This window comes from Pseudomonas sp. B13(2017) (assembly GCF_002113245.1).
Lineage (GTDB): Bacteria > Pseudomonadota > Gammaproteobacteria > Pseudomonadales > Pseudomonadaceae > Aquipseudomonas > Aquipseudomonas putida_Z.
Genome location: NZ_NEJX01000017.1, coordinates 1 through 15,222 on the forward strand (window position 1 = coordinate 1; position 15,222 = coordinate 15,222).

17 protein-coding genes and 1 riboswitch are annotated in these 15,222 nt (G+C 65.8%); of the genes, 1 reads left to right on the forward strand and 16 read right to left on the reverse strand.

Annotated features, from left to right (window positions below):
- Window positions 1-229: 229 nt before the first annotated feature.
- The 15 genes from CAG44_RS20190 to cobO all read right to left on the reverse strand — a co-directional run bounded on the left by CAG44_RS20190 (window position 230) and on the right by cobO (window position 13,045).
- A complete protein-coding gene (locus CAG44_RS20190; RefSeq protein ID WP_085593428.1) occupies window positions 230-781 on the reverse strand; it encodes a glutathione peroxidase in 552 nt (183 codons plus the stop codon).
- Window positions 782-827: 46 nt separating this feature from the next.
- Window positions 828-950 (reverse strand): hypothetical protein, encoded by a 123-nt coding sequence (locus CAG44_RS29185; RefSeq protein WP_075044023.1) that lies wholly within the window; start codon window positions 948-950, stop codon window positions 828-830.
- The gene (locus CAG44_RS20195) at window positions 947-2,149 is read right to left on the reverse strand and encodes an MFS transporter (protein ID WP_025338033.1); all 1,203 of its coding nucleotides are present in this window, start codon (window positions 2,147-2,149) and stop codon (window positions 947-949) included. The genes CAG44_RS29185 and CAG44_RS20195 overlap by 4 nt, the downstream gene beginning before the upstream one ends.
- A 62-nt stretch (window positions 2,150-2,211) precedes the next feature.
- Window positions 2,212-2,616 carry a MarR family winged helix-turn-helix transcriptional regulator gene (locus CAG44_RS20200; RefSeq protein ID WP_025338032.1) on the reverse strand — a complete coding sequence of 135 codons (405 nt, stop codon included), beginning with the start codon at window positions 2,614-2,616 and terminating at the stop codon, window positions 2,212-2,214.
- Window positions 2,617-2,829: 213 nt separating this feature from the next.
- Window positions 2,830-3,948: a glycoside hydrolase family 5 protein gene (locus tag CAG44_RS20205; RefSeq protein ID WP_178076948.1), complete on the reverse strand. Its 1,119-nt coding sequence runs from the start codon at window positions 3,946-3,948 to the stop codon at window positions 2,830-2,832.
- A gap of 343 nt (window positions 3,949-4,291) precedes the next feature.
- Entirely contained in the window at window positions 4,292-5,014 is a 723-nt protein-coding gene (locus CAG44_RS20215; protein ID WP_085692867.1) for an adenosylcobinamide-GDP ribazoletransferase, read from the reverse strand.
- A 1-nt stretch (window position 5,015) separates the two neighbouring features.
- Window positions 5,016-5,582, reverse strand: coding sequence for a histidine phosphatase family protein (locus CAG44_RS20220; protein WP_085593437.1), 567 nt, complete (start codon window positions 5,580-5,582; stop codon window positions 5,016-5,018).
- Window positions 5,579-6,634, reverse strand: coding sequence for a nicotinate-nucleotide--dimethylbenzimidazole phosphoribosyltransferase (gene cobT / locus CAG44_RS20225; RefSeq protein WP_085593439.1), 1,056 nt, complete (start codon window positions 6,632-6,634; stop codon window positions 5,579-5,581). The genes CAG44_RS20220 and cobT overlap by 4 nt, the downstream gene beginning before the upstream one ends.
- Window positions 6,631-7,152: a bifunctional adenosylcobinamide kinase/adenosylcobinamide-phosphate guanylyltransferase gene (cobU, locus tag CAG44_RS20230; protein ID WP_085593441.1), complete on the reverse strand. Its 522-nt coding sequence runs from the start codon at window positions 7,150-7,152 to the stop codon at window positions 6,631-6,633. The genes cobT and cobU overlap by 4 nt, the downstream gene beginning before the upstream one ends.
- A 1-nt stretch (window position 7,153) precedes the next feature.
- Window positions 7,154-8,608: a cobyric acid synthase gene (locus tag CAG44_RS20235; RefSeq protein WP_085593443.1), complete on the reverse strand. Its 1,455-nt coding sequence runs from the start codon at window positions 8,606-8,608 to the stop codon at window positions 7,154-7,156.
- Window positions 8,605-9,597, reverse strand: coding sequence for a threonine-phosphate decarboxylase CobD (gene cobD, locus CAG44_RS20240; RefSeq protein WP_085593445.1), 993 nt, complete (start codon window positions 9,595-9,597; stop codon window positions 8,605-8,607). Before cobD ends, CAG44_RS20235 begins: the two co-directional genes overlap by 4 nt.
- The gene (cbiB, locus tag CAG44_RS20245; RefSeq protein WP_085593447.1) at window positions 9,590-10,498 is read right to left on the reverse strand and encodes an adenosylcobinamide-phosphate synthase CbiB; all 909 of its coding nucleotides are present in this window, start codon (window positions 10,496-10,498) and stop codon (window positions 9,590-9,592) included. The genes cobD and cbiB overlap by 8 nt, the downstream gene beginning before the upstream one ends.
- Window positions 10,495-11,145 carry a 5,6-dimethylbenzimidazole synthase gene (gene bluB, locus CAG44_RS20250; RefSeq protein WP_085593449.1) on the reverse strand — a complete coding sequence of 217 codons (651 nt, stop codon included), beginning with the start codon at window positions 11,143-11,145 and terminating at the stop codon, window positions 10,495-10,497. Before bluB ends, cbiB begins: the two co-directional genes overlap by 4 nt.
- A complete protein-coding gene (locus CAG44_RS20255; RefSeq protein WP_085593451.1) occupies window positions 11,142-12,437 on the reverse strand; it encodes a cobyrinate a,c-diamide synthase in 1,296 nt (431 codons plus the stop codon). Before CAG44_RS20255 ends, bluB begins: the two co-directional genes overlap by 4 nt.
- Window positions 12,434-13,045 (reverse strand): cob(I)yrinic acid a,c-diamide adenosyltransferase, encoded by a 612-nt coding sequence (gene cobO / locus CAG44_RS20260; protein ID WP_013971375.1) that lies wholly within the window; start codon window positions 13,043-13,045, stop codon window positions 12,434-12,436. Before cobO ends, CAG44_RS20255 begins: the two co-directional genes overlap by 4 nt.
- Before the next feature lie 119 nt (window positions 13,046-13,164).
- Window positions 13,165-13,385, reverse strand: a riboswitch (cobalamin riboswitch).
- A gap of 167 nt (window positions 13,386-13,552) precedes the next feature.
- On the opposite strand from cobO, the gene CAG44_RS20265 reads away from it, so the two are divergent.
- Window positions 13,553-14,131 (forward strand): hypothetical protein, encoded by a 579-nt coding sequence (locus CAG44_RS20265; protein ID WP_085692868.1) that lies wholly within the window; start codon window positions 13,553-13,555, stop codon window positions 14,129-14,131.
- A gap of 504 nt (window positions 14,132-14,635) precedes the next feature.
- Here the strand turns inward: CAG44_RS20265 and CAG44_RS28980 are convergent.
- The gene (locus CAG44_RS28980) at window positions 14,636-14,875 is read right to left on the reverse strand and encodes a hypothetical protein (protein WP_178076947.1); all 240 of its coding nucleotides are present in this window, start codon (window positions 14,873-14,875) and stop codon (window positions 14,636-14,638) included.
- Window positions 14,876-15,222 lie beyond the last annotated feature (347 nt).

The window sequence follows — 15,222 nt, forward strand, 5'->3', positions numbered from 1 at the left end:
CGCTCCGGGGTCCCCTCGCTACGGGCCTGCTCCCGGGAGTACGCGCTGCAGGCCCCATCCATGGGGCCTCAGCGCTTGACGGGCATCCATGCCCGTCACCTCCCTCCGCAGTCCCTTCGCTCGGCCTCCTGAAGTCGCAATCGGCGGTGCCTGAACTATCGCGCGCTTAAAAGCAAAAGCAAAAGCAAGAGCAAGAGCAAGAGCAAGAGCAAGAGCAAGAGCAGCCAGGTTATGGCTGGGAGGCAATGGCCTTTTCGATGGCTGCCCGGAACGCTGGATCATCCGGCTTGGTCAGGCTGGAAAAGTTACCAATCACTTTGCCCTTGCGGTCTACCACGTACTTGTAGAAATTCCACTTCGGCGCACTGCTCTGGCTGGCCAGTTCCGCGAACAGCGGTATCGCATCCGCGCCCCGAACCGCCTGTGTCTTGGTCATGGTAAAGGTGACGCCATAGTTGGCATAACAAACCTTGGCAGTCTTTTCGCTATCGGCGTCCTCCTGCTTGAAGTCATTGGACGGCACGCCAAGCATTTCCAGGCCTTGCTCGTGATATTCCTTGTATGCCGCCTCAAGCCCCTCGAACTGCGGCGCAAAACCGCAGTAACTGGCCGTGTTGACCACCACCAGCGGCTTGCCGGCAAAGCGCTGGCACAGGTCCACCTGCCCCTTGCCCCGCAACTCTGGCAGGCTACCCTGCAACAACGCCGGGCAATCGGCAGCCCAGCTCGATGCGCCGGCAAGCAGGGCCAGCACCGGCACCATCAACCAATGTGCACGCATGACTCGTTTCTCCCGCAAGACAATCCCTGAACTTGCAGGGTAGCGCCTAACAAACACTCATGCCCAGCTGCATCAGCGCCATCCCGCCCTTGTGCCAGCCCCACCACACCAGCGCCAGCAGCAACAGGGCGGCGACGGCCAGTAGCCCTCGAGCCAGGTAGCGGTTCATGCGGCCTGGGCCTGCAGGCGGGCGACCGGGCGTTCGCGCACGGGCCAGTTGAGGGCGGCAGCCAGCAGGCTGAGCAGGATGGAAATCTGCCAGACCAGGTCGTAGCTGCCGGTGCGGTCATACACCACCCCGCCCAACCAGCCGCCCAGGAAGGCGCCCAGCTGGTGGAACAGGAAGACGATACCGCCAAGCATGGACAGGTTGCGCACGCCGAACACAGTGGCCACCGTGCCGTTGGTCAACGGCACCGTGGACAACCACAGCAGGCCCATGGCGATGCCGAACAGGTAAGCGCTGACTTCAGTCACCGGCGCCCAGAGGAATAGCACGATCACTACCGCACGCAGCAGGTACAGCCCGGTCAGCAGGCGCGGCTTGGACATGCGCCCGCCCAGCCAGCCCGCGGTGAAGGTACCAACGATATTGAACAGGCCTACCAGCGCCAGCACCGTTGTGCCGGTGGTCGCGGCCAGGTGCTGGTCAACCAGGTAGGCCGGCAGGTGCACGCCAATGAACACCACCTGGAAACCACAAACGAAAAAGCCCAGCGCCAGCAACCAGAAGCCGGAGTGCGAGCACGCCTCGCGCAAGGCCTGACCCAGGGTCTGTTCGGCACCATGAGTGGGCAGCGGCCGGTCGCGCAGCAGGCCGACGAAGGGCACGATCAGCGCCACCATCAGGCCCAACACCAGCAACGCTGCGGACCAGCCCAGCCACTGGATCAGGCCGAGGGTGCCAGGCAGCATGGCGAACTGGCCGAAAGAACCGGCAGCGCTGGCAATGCCCATGGCCATGCTGCGCTTCTCCGCCGGCACGGCACGCCCGACCACGCCGAGGATAACCGAGAACGAGGTGCCGGACAGGCCGATGCCGATCAGCAAGCCGGCACTCAGCGACAACGACCAGGCCGAGTCGGCCATGCCCATCAGCACCAACCCGGCAGCGTAGAGAATACCGCCAATGATCACCACCCGCGCCGCACCCATGCGGTCGGCCAGGGCGCCGGCGAACGGTTGCGCCAGCCCCCAGATCAGGTTCTGCAAGGCAATGGCGAAGGCGAACACCTCACGCCCCCAGCCAAAGTCCGCGCTCATCGGCGCCAGGAACAGGCCGAAGCCGTGCCGCACACCCAGGGATAGCGCCAGGATCAGCGCTGCCCCCACCAATACCCACCCGCTGGTTCGCCACACCGAAGTCATTGTCGTTATCTCCAGCACATCGCAAGGTTTACGGGTATATACCCGCTTATAGTCGTATCAAATCAAGCCAGTTGGTTCAGCAAACGCACCAGTTCATCCCGCTGCCCTGCCCCCAGCCGCTCCACCAGTTCGGCCTGTGCCTGTTCCCAGGCCGGATGGGCAGCGCGCAGCAGTTGGGTACCGGCCTCGGTCAGCAGCACCACGCGGTTGCGCTGGTCGTCACCATCAGCCAAGGCCACCAGCCCTTCAGCCTCCAGCACCCGCAGGTTGCGGCCCAGGGTACTACGCTCCAGGCCCATGGCCTCTGCCAGGGTGGTGATACTGGGGCGATCGAGGCGCTGCAGATGACGCAACAGGGAAAACTGGGCGACATTGACCCCGAAGCCGGCAAGGGCCTCGTCGTAATGCCGGCTCACCCCACGGGCGGCACGACGCAGATGGGTGCAGATGCATTCACTGGTCAACATGGATACGTGTATATACCCGCGTCATGTGTGTTGCAAGAGATTTAACGATTACCGACGCCCCTCAGCCCTGATGCCTGTCAGATGGCGTTAATGGGGCTGCTACGCAGCCCATCGCCGGCAAGCCAGCTCCCACAGGTACAGCGACAACCTCGAGAGCAACGCTGTACCTGTGGGAGCTGGCTTGCCGGCGATGGGCCGCAAAGCGGCCCCCAATTACTTAACCAGGTTCAAGCGCCGGCGAATCGGCTCGAACTCTACTGTAGCCTTGCGCGCCAGCGGGTCTGGAGCGCCCTGCTCGATTGCCTGCCAATAGCGCCACGGTACCTTGGCCGAGCCCAGTTCGTAGTCCATGCCGTCCCAGTTATCTTCACGGAAGCTGTAGAAGGCCCAGTGCAACCGGTGGCGATCCAGCACGCTGAGCACGTCTTCCAGGTATTGCCGGCAGCCCGGCAGCCTGCGCATACAGCCGAACTCGCCCACCACCAACCGAGAGCGGGGCACGTTCATGGCCGCGGCCCAGTCCAGCGGCTGGCGCAGGTATTGCGCCACACGCTGGCCATCCCACTGCTGCGTCTGCCCCGCGAACGGTGCCGGGCCGGGATAGGCGATGGGTTGCTTGCGCGTCATGTTCGGTGCACTGGTCACCAGATAGGGCTCGTACATGTGCACGCTGTACAGCACTCGCGGGTCTTCCAGAGGTGCCGGCCAGTAACCGAAGGCGTCGGCGGCGGCGAACCAGCCGGCATCGAGCATGACCGGCGTGTCCGCGTCCTCCTCGCGAATGGCCGCTATCAACTGCCGATACAGGGCCGGCAGATCACGCGCACTGCCCTGCTGCCGTGCATACCACTGCTGCATTTGCCCAGGGTCGGCATGCTCGGCCAGGCCACCTTGCTTCTCCGGGGCGGGCTCGTTGACCAGGTTGTAGGCGGCGATGGCCGGGTGACCTTTCAGCTCACGGGCCAGATCCCGCCAGAAGGCCGCAGCCTGCAACCAGTAGCGTTTGTCCTGCCAGAGGCGGTCGTCGAACTGGCCCTGGTTGTTCTGCGACCAGCGCATGCCGGGTAGCGAAAGCGGTGCGATGACCACCTTGAGGCCGGCCTTATGGGCGCGGTCGAGGGTGGCTCGCAGCGTGGCCAGGTCGGCCGCAGGCAGGCCTTGGTAGGCATCGGCATCGCCGAGGAGGAAGTCGCGTTCCGCCGGCTGCCATTTGTCGTAGGACAGCCGCACCCAGGTCGCGCCATAACCGCTCAAGGCGTCGAAGTAGGCTTGATCAGGCGGCAGCCGGTTGAAGCTGTTGCCACCGTGGCGGGGGGCGTTCCAGAAAGCCATGAGATCGGCTGCCATGGCAGCAGGCCCCATGGCCAACAAAAACGCAGCGAGAATGACATGACGCATGGTGCCGACACTCCTCGACAGTTTGCGGGAGGGGCAAGCATACGCCAGTGAAAAAATGCCGGTTCTTGCTGAGTTTTTTCAGGAATTTACCAACACGTTAGGCTCAGAAACGCCCTACAGAAACACCCTGCTTGCGCGGTCACTTGTAGGAGCGGCCTTGTGTCGCGAAAGGGCTGCAAAGCAGCCCCGGCAATTTATGCACTAACGCTGAAATCGTGGGGCTGCTTTGCAGCCCTTTCGCGACACAAGGCCGCTCCTACAGGGTCCAGAGCAAGGCTCAGAGGCCCAACGCCAACCCCAGCACCACGGCCAGTTCGAGCAACTCCAGCATTGCACCAGCGGTATCGCCGGTAGTCCCGCCCAGGCGCCGGCACATCAGTTGTCGCAACCAGGCAAACACCGCCAACGCCAGCACCACGACCCACCCGCCCAGGACCAGGCAAAAAAGCACACAGCCCAGCAGCACCCAGCCGGCCGCATGCCGGGGCAGGTGCTCGGCCAGCGCTTGCCCCAAACCACCCTGCCGTACATAAGGCGTACTCAGGAACAACCCAAGCATCGCCGCCCGCCCGATCAATGGTGCCAGTAGCAACTGCGCGCCAATGCCCTGCTCGACCAGCACCCACAAGGCGCAGAACTTCAAGAACAGCACCAGCACCAGCGTAACCACGGCAATCGGCCCGCTACGCGGGTCTTTCATGATCAGCAGGGTGCGTTCGCGGTCACCGAAGCCGCCCAGCCAAGCGTCGGCGCTGTCCGCCAGGCCATCCAGATGCAAGGCGCCACTGAGCAACACCCACAACGTCAGCAGCAGGGCCGCGTGCAGCGGTGTCGGCGTGCCCTCCAGCAGGTGGCTGGCCAGCCACAGCAACAGGCCGAACAGCAACCCGACCAGCGGGTAGCAGAGCAGCGAGCGCCCCACCTCGCGCGGCGCCGGCATGCCCGGCAGACTCACCGGCAGGCTGCTGAGAAACTGCAAGGCAATCCACAACGGCAACATTTCAGCGTCCCTCGACCAACTGGCCGTCGTCACCCGGCACCAATCGCATCAGCGCAGCGTGGCCGACTTCGACCTGCAGCAACTGCGCCCTCGGCAAACCACGGGCACGGGCCAGCAGCAACCGCATCACGCCGCCATGGGTGACCAGCAGCACACGCTTGCCAGCATGCTGATGGCTCAGGCGCTCGACAGCCGCCAGCACACGCTCGGCGAACGCCTCGACCGGCTCGCCATTGGGCGGTGTAAACGCGTAAGGGTCCGCCCAGAAGCGCCCCAGCGCGTCCGCCTGGTCTTCCATGATCTGCGCCGCACTACGGCCTTCCCAGTCGCCAAAATGCAGCTCCTGCAACGCCGCTTCGCGCTGTATCGGCAGGTTCAGCCGCTCGCCCAGTTCCTCGGCAAAACGCGCACAGCGCTGCAGCGGCGAACTGACCAGCACCTCCCACGGGCCGGCTTCGGCCACGGCGCCACGCATCTGCGCCCAGCCCTTGTCGGTCAAGGCATCATCAAGGCTGCCACGCAGGCCGCCCTGTTCCGTTTCGCCATGGCGCAGCAGGTCGAGGATCATGCCGGGCGGTCCGCCACCGCAGCCTCGGCGAAGGTCGCCATCTGCCCGTGCAGCGCACAGGCCAGGCGCAACAGCGGTACGGCCAGGGCAGCCCCACTGCCCTCGCCCAGGCGCAGGCCCAGGGCCAGCAACGGCTCGGCCTGCAACGCGTCGAGCAAGGCTTTGTGCCCGGGTTCTGCGCCTTGGTGGGCGAACAGCAACCAGGCCCGGCACTGCGGGTTGAGGCGCACCGCCAGCAGCGCGGCGACACTGCAGATGAAGCCGTCTACCAGCACCGCGATACCCGCCTGCGCACAGCCGATGTAGGCACCGGCCAGGGCCGCGATCTCGAAACCACCGACACAACCCAGTGCCTGCAATGGATCGTTGGCGCTCAGGCCATGCAGGCTCAGCGCCCGTTCGATGACCTCGGCCTTGTGCCGCACCCCGGCGTGGTCCAGGCCGGTACCCGGGCCACTCAACTCAGCCGGCGGGCAGCCCAGCAGGACGCTAGCCAAGGCAGCGGCAGCCGAGGTGTTGCCAATACCCATCTCGCCACCGATGAACAGCTGCGCGCCCTGTTCGGCGGCGCGCAGGGCACTATCGCGACCAGCCTGCAGTGCGGCCTGCAGTTGGCTCTCGGTCATTGCTGGCTGGCGGGCGAAGTTGGCGGTACCAGCGCCCAGGCGCAGATGGCGCACGCCAGGCAGTTCCAGGTGCGGGTCGATGGTGCCCAGGTCGACCACTTCCAGGCTTGCCTGCAGCTGGCGCGCCAGCACGCTGATTGCCGCGCCACCACCGACGAAGTTGCGCAGCATCTGCCCGGTCACCGCTTGCGGGTAGGCCGAGATACCTTCCTCGACCACACCGTGGTCACCGGCAAAAATGCTGATTGCGGCGTTATCCAAGGTCGGCCGTTCACACCCCTGCAGGCCGGCCAGCTGAATGGCCAAACCTTCCAGTTGGCCGAGCGAACCGGCAGGTTTGGTCAGCTGCTGCTGACGGGCGCGGGCCTGGTCCATGGCGGCGTTGTCGAGGGGTTGGCAGGCGTCACGCCACCAGGCTTGGGTCATAGTGCAGGTCCTTTGAGCATTAGGGGCAGGCCGGCCACGGTCAGCACCACGCGCTGACAGCGTTCGGCCACGGCCTGGTGCAGCCAGCCGGCCAGGTCGACATAGCGCCGGGTCAGCTCGCCCATGGGCACGACGCCCAGGCCGGTTTCGTTACTGACCAGAATGACCGTGCCCGGCAACTGTTCCAGGCAGGCCAGCAGCGCATCACGCTCCTCGGCCAGGCGCTGGTCGTCTTCGAGCATCAGCAGGTTGGTCAGCCACAGGGTCAGGCAATCCACCAGCAGGCAGCGCCCTTCGGCCGCTTCGGCGCGCAGTACCGAGGCCAGGGCCAGGGGTTCTTCGATCAGCCCCCAGTCATTAGGGCGACGCTGGCGGTGCAGCAGCACGCGTTGGTTCATTTCACCATCCAGCGGCTGGCTGGTGGCGATATAGGTCACCGGCAGGCCACTGGCGCTGGCCAGCTGTTCGGCCAGGCGGCTCTTGCCCGAGCGGGCGCCACCGAGGATCAGGTTGAGCATGTCAGGCCACCCCACAGAGCTGGCGCAGGCGCGCGGTGTCCAGGTGCTTTTCCACCAGGTCGGCCAGGCGCTCGATATCGCGTTCGCGCAGGGCCTGGTAATCGACGGCCTGCACATCATCCAGCCCAGCCCAGCGCAGCAGCGCCGCGCACGACTGGCTGCCTTCGAACAGGCCGTGCAGGTAGGTGGCAAGTATCTGGCCATCAGCGCTGACAGCACCATCGCAACGGCCATCGGCAAGTTGCACGGCTGGCTGCTCCAGGGCAGGCCCCGTGGTGACGCCGGCATGAATTTCATAACCGGCAACCGGGACTGCCTCCAGGTTCAGCGTGCCGGCAACGTTGCGCAGTTGCTTCTCGGCTTCGAGCACCGTGGCGTAATCGAGCAGGCCAAGCCCCGGGCTGGAGCCAGCGGCCCCTTCGAGACCAAGCGGGTCATGCACTTCGCGGCCCAGCATCTGCAGGCCACCGCAGATCCCGATCAGCTTGCCGCCATAGCGCAGGTGCCGGTCGATGGCCTTGTCCCAACCGCGCTCACGCAGTTGCGCCAGGTCGCCGCGCACACTCTTGGAACCCGGCAGGATGATCAGGTCGGCGGCCGGGATCGGCTGGCCCGGGCCGATGAACTGCAGGTCCACCTGGGGGTGCAGGCGCAGTGGGTCAAAGTCTGTGTGGTTGCTGATACGCGGCAGCACCGGGACGATCACCTTGAGCACGCGCTCGGCCTTTGCCCCCTGGCGTGCGTCGATGCCGTCTTCGGCTTCCAGATGCAGGTCGTTAACATACGGCAGCACGCCCAGTACCGGTTTGCCGGTGCGCTGCTCCAGCCAGTCCAGCCCCGGCTGCAGCAAGGCGATGTCGCCGCGGAAGCGGTTGATGACAAAGCCCTTTACCCGCGCCTGCTCACTGGGCGACAGCAGTTCCAGGGTGCCGACCAGATGGGCGAACACACCACCACGATTGATGTCGGCAACCAGGATCACCGGGCAGTCCACCGCTTCGGCAAAGCCCATGTTGGCGATGTCACCGGCACGCAGGTTGATCTCCGCCGGCGAGCCCGCGCCTTCGACCATGACCACCGGCCAGGCGGCGCTCAGGCGCTGGTGCGAGGCCAGCACCGCCTGCATGGCGATGGCCTTGTAGTCGTGGTAGGCCACCGCGTTCATGCTGGTGACGGCACGGCCATGGATGATCACCTGGGCCCCAGTGTCGCTGTTGGGCTTGAGCAGCACCGGATTCATGTCGGTGTGCGGTTGCAGCCGGCAGGCCTGGGCCTGCACTGCCTGGGCCCGGCCGATTTCACCGCCGTCGGCGGTCACCGCGCTGTTCAGCGCCATGTTCTGCGGCTTGAACGGCACCACGCCGACGCCCTGGCGCAACAGCCAGCGGCACAGTGCGGTCACCAGCGTGCTCTTGCCGGCGTCGGAGGTGGTGCCTTGCACCATGAGGGTGGTCATGCCGTTTCCTTCTGATAGGCCGCCAGGGCCTGGGCCAGGCGCTGTTCGTCCGCCGCATGGGCAGGCAGCCCAAGGCGTACCGCCGGCGGGTGCTCGAACAGCCGCACCAGGATGCCGCGGCGGGCAAGAAAGTCATGCAGTTGCGCAGCGTGCTCGCTGCGTACGTACTGGAACAGGTCGCAACCACCGCTGGGCACCAGGCCGGCACTGCGCAACAGCATAGCCAGCCGCTGGCTGGCGGCAGCGCAGCGTTCGACCTGCACACGCTGGGCGGCGTGGTCGGCCAGGCTGGCCTGGGCCAGCACCCGGGTCGGGCCATTGACGGTCCACGGCCCAAGCAACTCGGCCAGGCGCAGCAGCAGGCTGCGTTCGGCGGCAACGAACCCCAGGCGCACGCCGGCCAGGCCGAAGAACTTGCCGAACGAGCGCAGCACGATCAGCCCCGGGCGCTCGGCACAATCGATCACGCTTTGCGCCGGGGTGTTGTCCATGAACGCTTCGTCGACCAGCAGCCAACCACCGCGGGCGGCCAGGCGCGTATGCCAATCCAGCAGGCGTTCACGCGGCACCCGGCGGCCGGTGGGGTTGTTGGGGTTGACCAGCACCAGTACGTCGAGGCTGTCGAGCGTCGCCTCGACCTGTGCTTCGTCCAGCTCAAGCAACTGGTGCCCCGCCCGTTGCCAGGCGTATGGGTGCTCGGCATAGCATGGCGTCAACACCCCTACCCGGCCGGCTGCGCGCAGCAGCGGCAATGCCTGGATCGCGGCCTGGGAACCGGCCACCGCCAGCAATTGGCGGGCGCCGTAATACGCACGCGCGGCGTCCTCCAGGCCGTCCTCGGTCTCCGGCAGGCGCGCCCAGGCCTCCACGGGAATCGGTGGAATCGGGAAAGGCCATGGCGCAATGCCGCTGGACAAGTCGAGCCACTGCTCGCGAGCAATGCCGTATTGCCGTACCGCCCGCAGCAGGCGGCCTCCGTGTTCAAGCATTGATATAGGCCCCCAGGCAGATCACCAGCAGCCACAGCCATACGCCGCGCTGCACCAGGCCCCAGCCGCGCTCGATGGCGTCGGCGTCGGCCATTGGCCCGTCACCCAGGCGTGGCCGCTCATGCAGCTCGCCGTGGTACACCGCCGGGCCACCGAGTTCCACACCTAACGCACCAGCACCGGCGGCCATCACCGGCCCGGCATTGGGGCTGTCCCACAGCGGGCCCTGCTTGCGCCAGCAGGCCAGGGCCAGGCGCGTCTTGCCCAGCAGCGCGTAGGTCAACGCCACCAGCCTGGCGGGAATATAGTTGAGCACATCGTCGACGCGCGCCGCGCACCAGCCGAAGCGTTCGAAGCGCTCGTTGCGGTAGCCCCACATGGCGTCCAGGGTGTTGCTCAGGCGGTACAGCACCACGCCCGGCGCGCCGGCGACCACGAACCAGAACAGCGCGGCGAATACCGCATCGCTGCCATTCTCCAGCACCGACTCGGTGGCCGCCCGGGCCACCGCAGGTTCGTCCAGTTCGCGGGTTTCGCGGCTGACCAGGTAGCCCACGCGGCGCCGCGCTTCTTGCAGGTCACCCTGGCGCAAGGCACTGGCTACCGGCAACACGTGTTCGCCCAGGCTGCGCAGCCCGACGGCGCAGTACAGCGCCAGCACGTCGACCAGCCAGCCGATATACGGCAGCCAGGAGAGGATCAGTGCCACCAGGGTAAGCGGCACCACGGCCAGGAACCATGCGCTCACCCCGTGGCTGCGCCAGCCGCGCCCACCGGCATTCAGGCGGCGCTCGAGGTTACCGGCCATGTTGCCGAAGGCTACCAGCGGATGGCGCCGCTGCGGTTCGCCCAGCAAGGCATCCAGGGCCACCCCGGCCACAGTCAGCAAGGCCACGCTCATTGGCGCTCTCCCCATTGGTTCTCAAAGAGCATTTCACTCAAGGGCCGTTCCTCGGCCCAGTTTTCCAGCACCAGCATCGGTGCCGGGTAGAACTCGGTCACCGGCCCCAGGCACAGCACCGCGACCGGCTTGGCCCCGGCCGGCATGCCCAGCAGCGCCGCCAGCGCCTGCGGGTCGAACAGCGACACCCAGCCCATGCCCAGGCCTTCGCCACGGGCTGCCAGCCACAGGTTCTGGATGGCGCAGGCCAGCGAGGCCAGGTCCATTTCCGGCAGGGTGCGGCGGCCGAAGATATGCGGCTCGCGATTGTCCATCAGGGCGGCCACCAGCAACTCGGCGCAGTCGTTGATGCCTTCCACCTTCAGCTTCATGAAGGCGTCGGAGCGTTCGCCCAAGGCTTCGGCGGTACGCACCCGCTCTGCTTCCACCAAGGCCTGGATGCGCGCACGCAGGTCTCGCTGGGTGATGCGGATGAAACGCCAGGGCTGCATCAGCCCGACGCTGGGCGCCTGGTGCGCGGCAGCCAACAGGCGGCCCAGCAGTTCCGGGGCTACCTCGCCACCGGCGAAATGGCGCATGTCACGGCGCTCGCCGATGGCCCGGTAGATCGCGGCGCGCTCGGCGTCGCTGTAGGCGTGTTCGCTCATGGTCGCAACAGCGCCGCCGCCGCATCCGGGTTGGAGGGGAAGTAGAAGTGCACGTAGGAAGCCGTCAGCCGACCCAGGCGGTACACCGCTTCGTTGCCACGCCCGCCATTGGGGCTCAGGCCACGGGCGATCGGCTCCAGTGCGGTAGTGGTCAGCGAATGGTGATAGGTGTGCCCGCGAAGGGTGCCTTCCGGTAGTTCCACTGCTTGCAAGGCCAGGGCAGCCAGGCGCTTCTGCATGGTCGCTTCGCCCGGCAGCAGGCCGAGCAGCTCGGCACGCTCGCCGGCCACGTCGGTCAGGGCATCGAGCAGATACAGCATGCCGCCGCACTCGGCCAGCAACGGTTTGCCCTGGGCGTGATGGGCACGGATCGCCTCGTTCATCGGCGCATTGCCGGCCAGGGCGTGGTGGTGCAGTTCGGGATAACCGCCCGGCAGGTACAGGCTGTCCACTGCTGGCAGTTCGCGGTCATGCAGCGGCGAGAAGAACTCCAGCTGTGCGCCCAGGTTGCGCAGCAGGTCGAGGTTGGCGCCATAGGTGAAGGCGAAGGCCTCGTCCCGCGCCACGCCAATGCGTACACCGGCCAACGAGGCAGCACTGGTTTGCGGCTCGGGTTCGGCAAAGGTCACTGGCGGCGGCAAGGCCGCATCGCAACTGGCGCCAAGCGCCTCGGCAGCGGCATCCAGGCGCGCGTCCAGGTCGTTCAGTTCGCTGGCCTGGACCAGCCCCAGGTGGCGGCTGGGCAGCTCGATACCGCGCTCGCGGGACAAGCCGCCATACCAGCGCAGGCCCTCGGTCAGGCTACCTTCCAGCAGTTGCGCGTGGCGCAGGCTGCCGACCCGGTTGGCCAACACACCGGCAAATGGCAGGTCCGCCTGGTAGCGTGCCAGGCCCAGGGCCAGGGCGCCGAAGGTCTGGGCCATGGCCGTGCCGTCGATCACCGCCAGCACCGGCACGCCGAAGTGGCGCGCCAGGTCGGCGCTGGACGGCGTGCCGTCGAACAGCCCCATCACCCCTTCGATCAGGATCAGGTCGGCCTCGCCGGCGGCTTCCCACAGCAGGCGGCGGCTTTCCTCGGCGCCGATCATCCACAGGTCGAGTTGGTACACCGGCGCGCCGCTGGCCCGCTCGAGGATCATCGGGTCGAGAAAGTCGGGCCCGCACTTGAACACCCGCACCTTGCGCCCGAGGTTGCGGTGCAGGCGGGCCAGGGCGGCGGTGACGGTGGTCTTGCCCTGGCCAGAGGCCGGTGCCGCGATCAGCACGGCGGGGCAATGGCGCGGTCGGCTCACAGTTCCACGCCCTTCTGTGCGCGGATGCCGGCCTGGAAGGCGTGCTTGAGCATGCCCATCTCGGTCACGGTGTCGGCCAGCTCGATCATCTCGGGTTTCGCGGCACGGCCAGTGACGATCACATGCTGCATCGGTGGGCGGGCCTGGATGTCGGACAGCACCTGGTCAAGGTCGAGGTAGCCGTGCTTGAGGGCGATGTTCAGTTCATCGAGCACTACGAACTGCACGCTAGGGTCTTGCAGCAACTGGCGCGACACGGCCCAGGCCGCTTCGGCGGCGGCAATGTCGCGCTGGCGGTCCTGGGTTTCCCAGGTAAAGCCCTCGCCCATCACGTGGTAGCGCACCTGCTCGGGGAAGCGGCGGAAGAACAGCTCTTCGCCGGTGCTGTTGCGGCCCTTGATGAACTGCACCACACCGCACTGCATGCCATGGCCCAGGGCGCGCGCGAGCATACCGAAGGCCGAGCTGCTCTTGCCTTTGCCATTGCCGGTCAGTACCAGCAGCAGGCCGCATTCGTTGGGGGAATTGGCGATGCGTTCGTCGATGATCGCCTTCTTGCGCTGCATGCGCGCCAGGTGGCGTTCGTCGCGTTCGGTGGATTCGCTCATCAGGATTCTCCGCTGGCTGGCGCCACGGCAACGCGCGGCGACAGGTAAAAGGCGGGCAGACGGAGAACGCGCAGGGGCCGTGGCCGTACGCCACGGTGCACCGCGCATCACCCTCCGTGATGCCGTTGGCAGTATCAGGCCGGTCTCCGGGCTTGTGAGCGGGCCTTGGCCCAAGCCTGCGCGCCTTCCCGGGTGCTGGCACCCAGTGGCCCTGCGCGGCCGCGACTCACCTACCGTTGCGGGGGCAGCGCCGGAATCGCGCCATGCTGGCACCCACCGGCTTCCCAGTTTCACCCTGCCCAGTCGGGGCTGGCAGGGCACCTGAAACACGCGCGAAGGTTAGAGGGTTGCACCGGGAGCGTCAATCGAAGCGGGCCGCTTTGCAGTCGAACAGGCACCGCCCGGGTAATGGCCAAATCACCTGGTTGTGCCACACTGAATACAGTGATATCACATAGCCATCACTTTCAGCTGAACGCGATCACAACGATAACAGGAGAGCGCAGCATGCGAGGCCAGATCATCAACAACCCGCGCCTGGAGTTTCTCGCCCCGGTGCTGGAGCGCTGGGGCGACTGTATCGACCGCTTCATCCAGTTTGCCGGCGATGCCGAAGCACCTTACTGGCATGGCGCCGCGGCCAATACCGGGCTGCTTGCCGCAGCGGCGTGGCAGGCCGAACTGGCGGCGCTGCAGCAGTTTGCCGGCAAGAAGCAGCGCGACGAAGGCGAACACGAAGGGCGCTGCGACCTGTCGATCAGTAGTGCCGATGAAGCGCTGTACCTTAGTGTCAACCAGCGCTGGCCAAAAGTTGCCCGGCTGGACATGGCCGACGCCCTGCAGCAGACCGCCGCCCTCGCGCGCCAGGTGGCCTACCCCAGCCAGTTGAAAGCAGGGGCGCTGTTCATCAGCCCGTGGAAGGCTGGCCAGCATGCCAGCCCCGAGGAACTGCAGGACCTGGTCGACGATCTGCAGAAACATACCGCCTGTGCCATCGCCTGGTACTTCCCGTATGCCTATCGCAAGTTGCACAACGAACTGGGGCAGTATTTCCCGGGGGTGGCGTTGTTGCTCAAGCAGGCTTGAAGCAACTTCGGCTCGGGCCGGGACCGGAACGCGTTAGCAAGCGCGACGTGGTTTCTGTGGGAGCGGGCGTGCCCGCGAAGAATCCAACGCGGTGGCTGGCACCGGCTGCGCCGGTGTTCGCGGGCGCGCCCGCTCCCACAGAGCCCCTGCTAAACCTTTCAGTTATATGCGGCTCCGGTTTTGCCGTCTGTGTATTTCGATTCCTCGGTGGTCATTCAAGGCTCCTGTCATAGTGAAGCGACCACCGACCGCGGCTAAACAGTATGGTGGCAGCTGTACGTGGGTTAGCCGACCGGGACGTCAGGCACCCGGCGCACCCGCAGGTGCCCCACGCACAGCCGCCATAAGGCGCCAATGCCGATTACTCGGTATTGCTCAGCTACGGTGTCTGACGATTTCGGGCGGCTAACCCGGTCATTGAAGGTCAACGACATGCCGAGACTAGAGACCGCATTTGGCGCGCGCAACGGAGAATAGGTGTTAAGAGTATCTTTGGGAAACGGCCTACAAGAAAGGTGTTAAATCTGATTCTTGGTCTCGCCCCCACGCCACCTTTGCAACAGCAGCGGCGCATCTCACTGGCACATTGAGCCACCACCAGACCTGCTTGCTCTTGCTCTTGCTCTTGCTCTTGCTCTTGCTCTTGCTCTTGATCTTGATCTTGATCTTGATCTTGATCTTGATCTTGATCTTCGCGACTTCAGGAGGCCGAGCAGAGGGCTTGCGGAGGGAGGTGACGGGCATGGATGCCCGTCAAGCGCTGAGGCCCCATGGATGGGGCCTGCAGCGCGTACTCCCGGGAGCAAGACCGGCGCGAGGGAACCCCGTAGCGTAGCGGAGGGGCCGGATGATGGGAGCGCAGCGTTTTTTGGTTACTTTTTGTCGCGTTTGACAAAAAGTGACTCGCCGTAAGGGCGAAAAGGTGAGTAAGCGTCGCCATCGTAAATGGACTATGCGCGAGATCAAGACCAGTACTTTTTCGCTCTTCGCTCTTCGCTCTTCGCTTTCAAGCGTGGGCATCAACAACAAGGTCAACATTCATTTTAGAAGGTGGCGCTTATTCACCTTTCCGCCCTTACGGCGGGTCACTT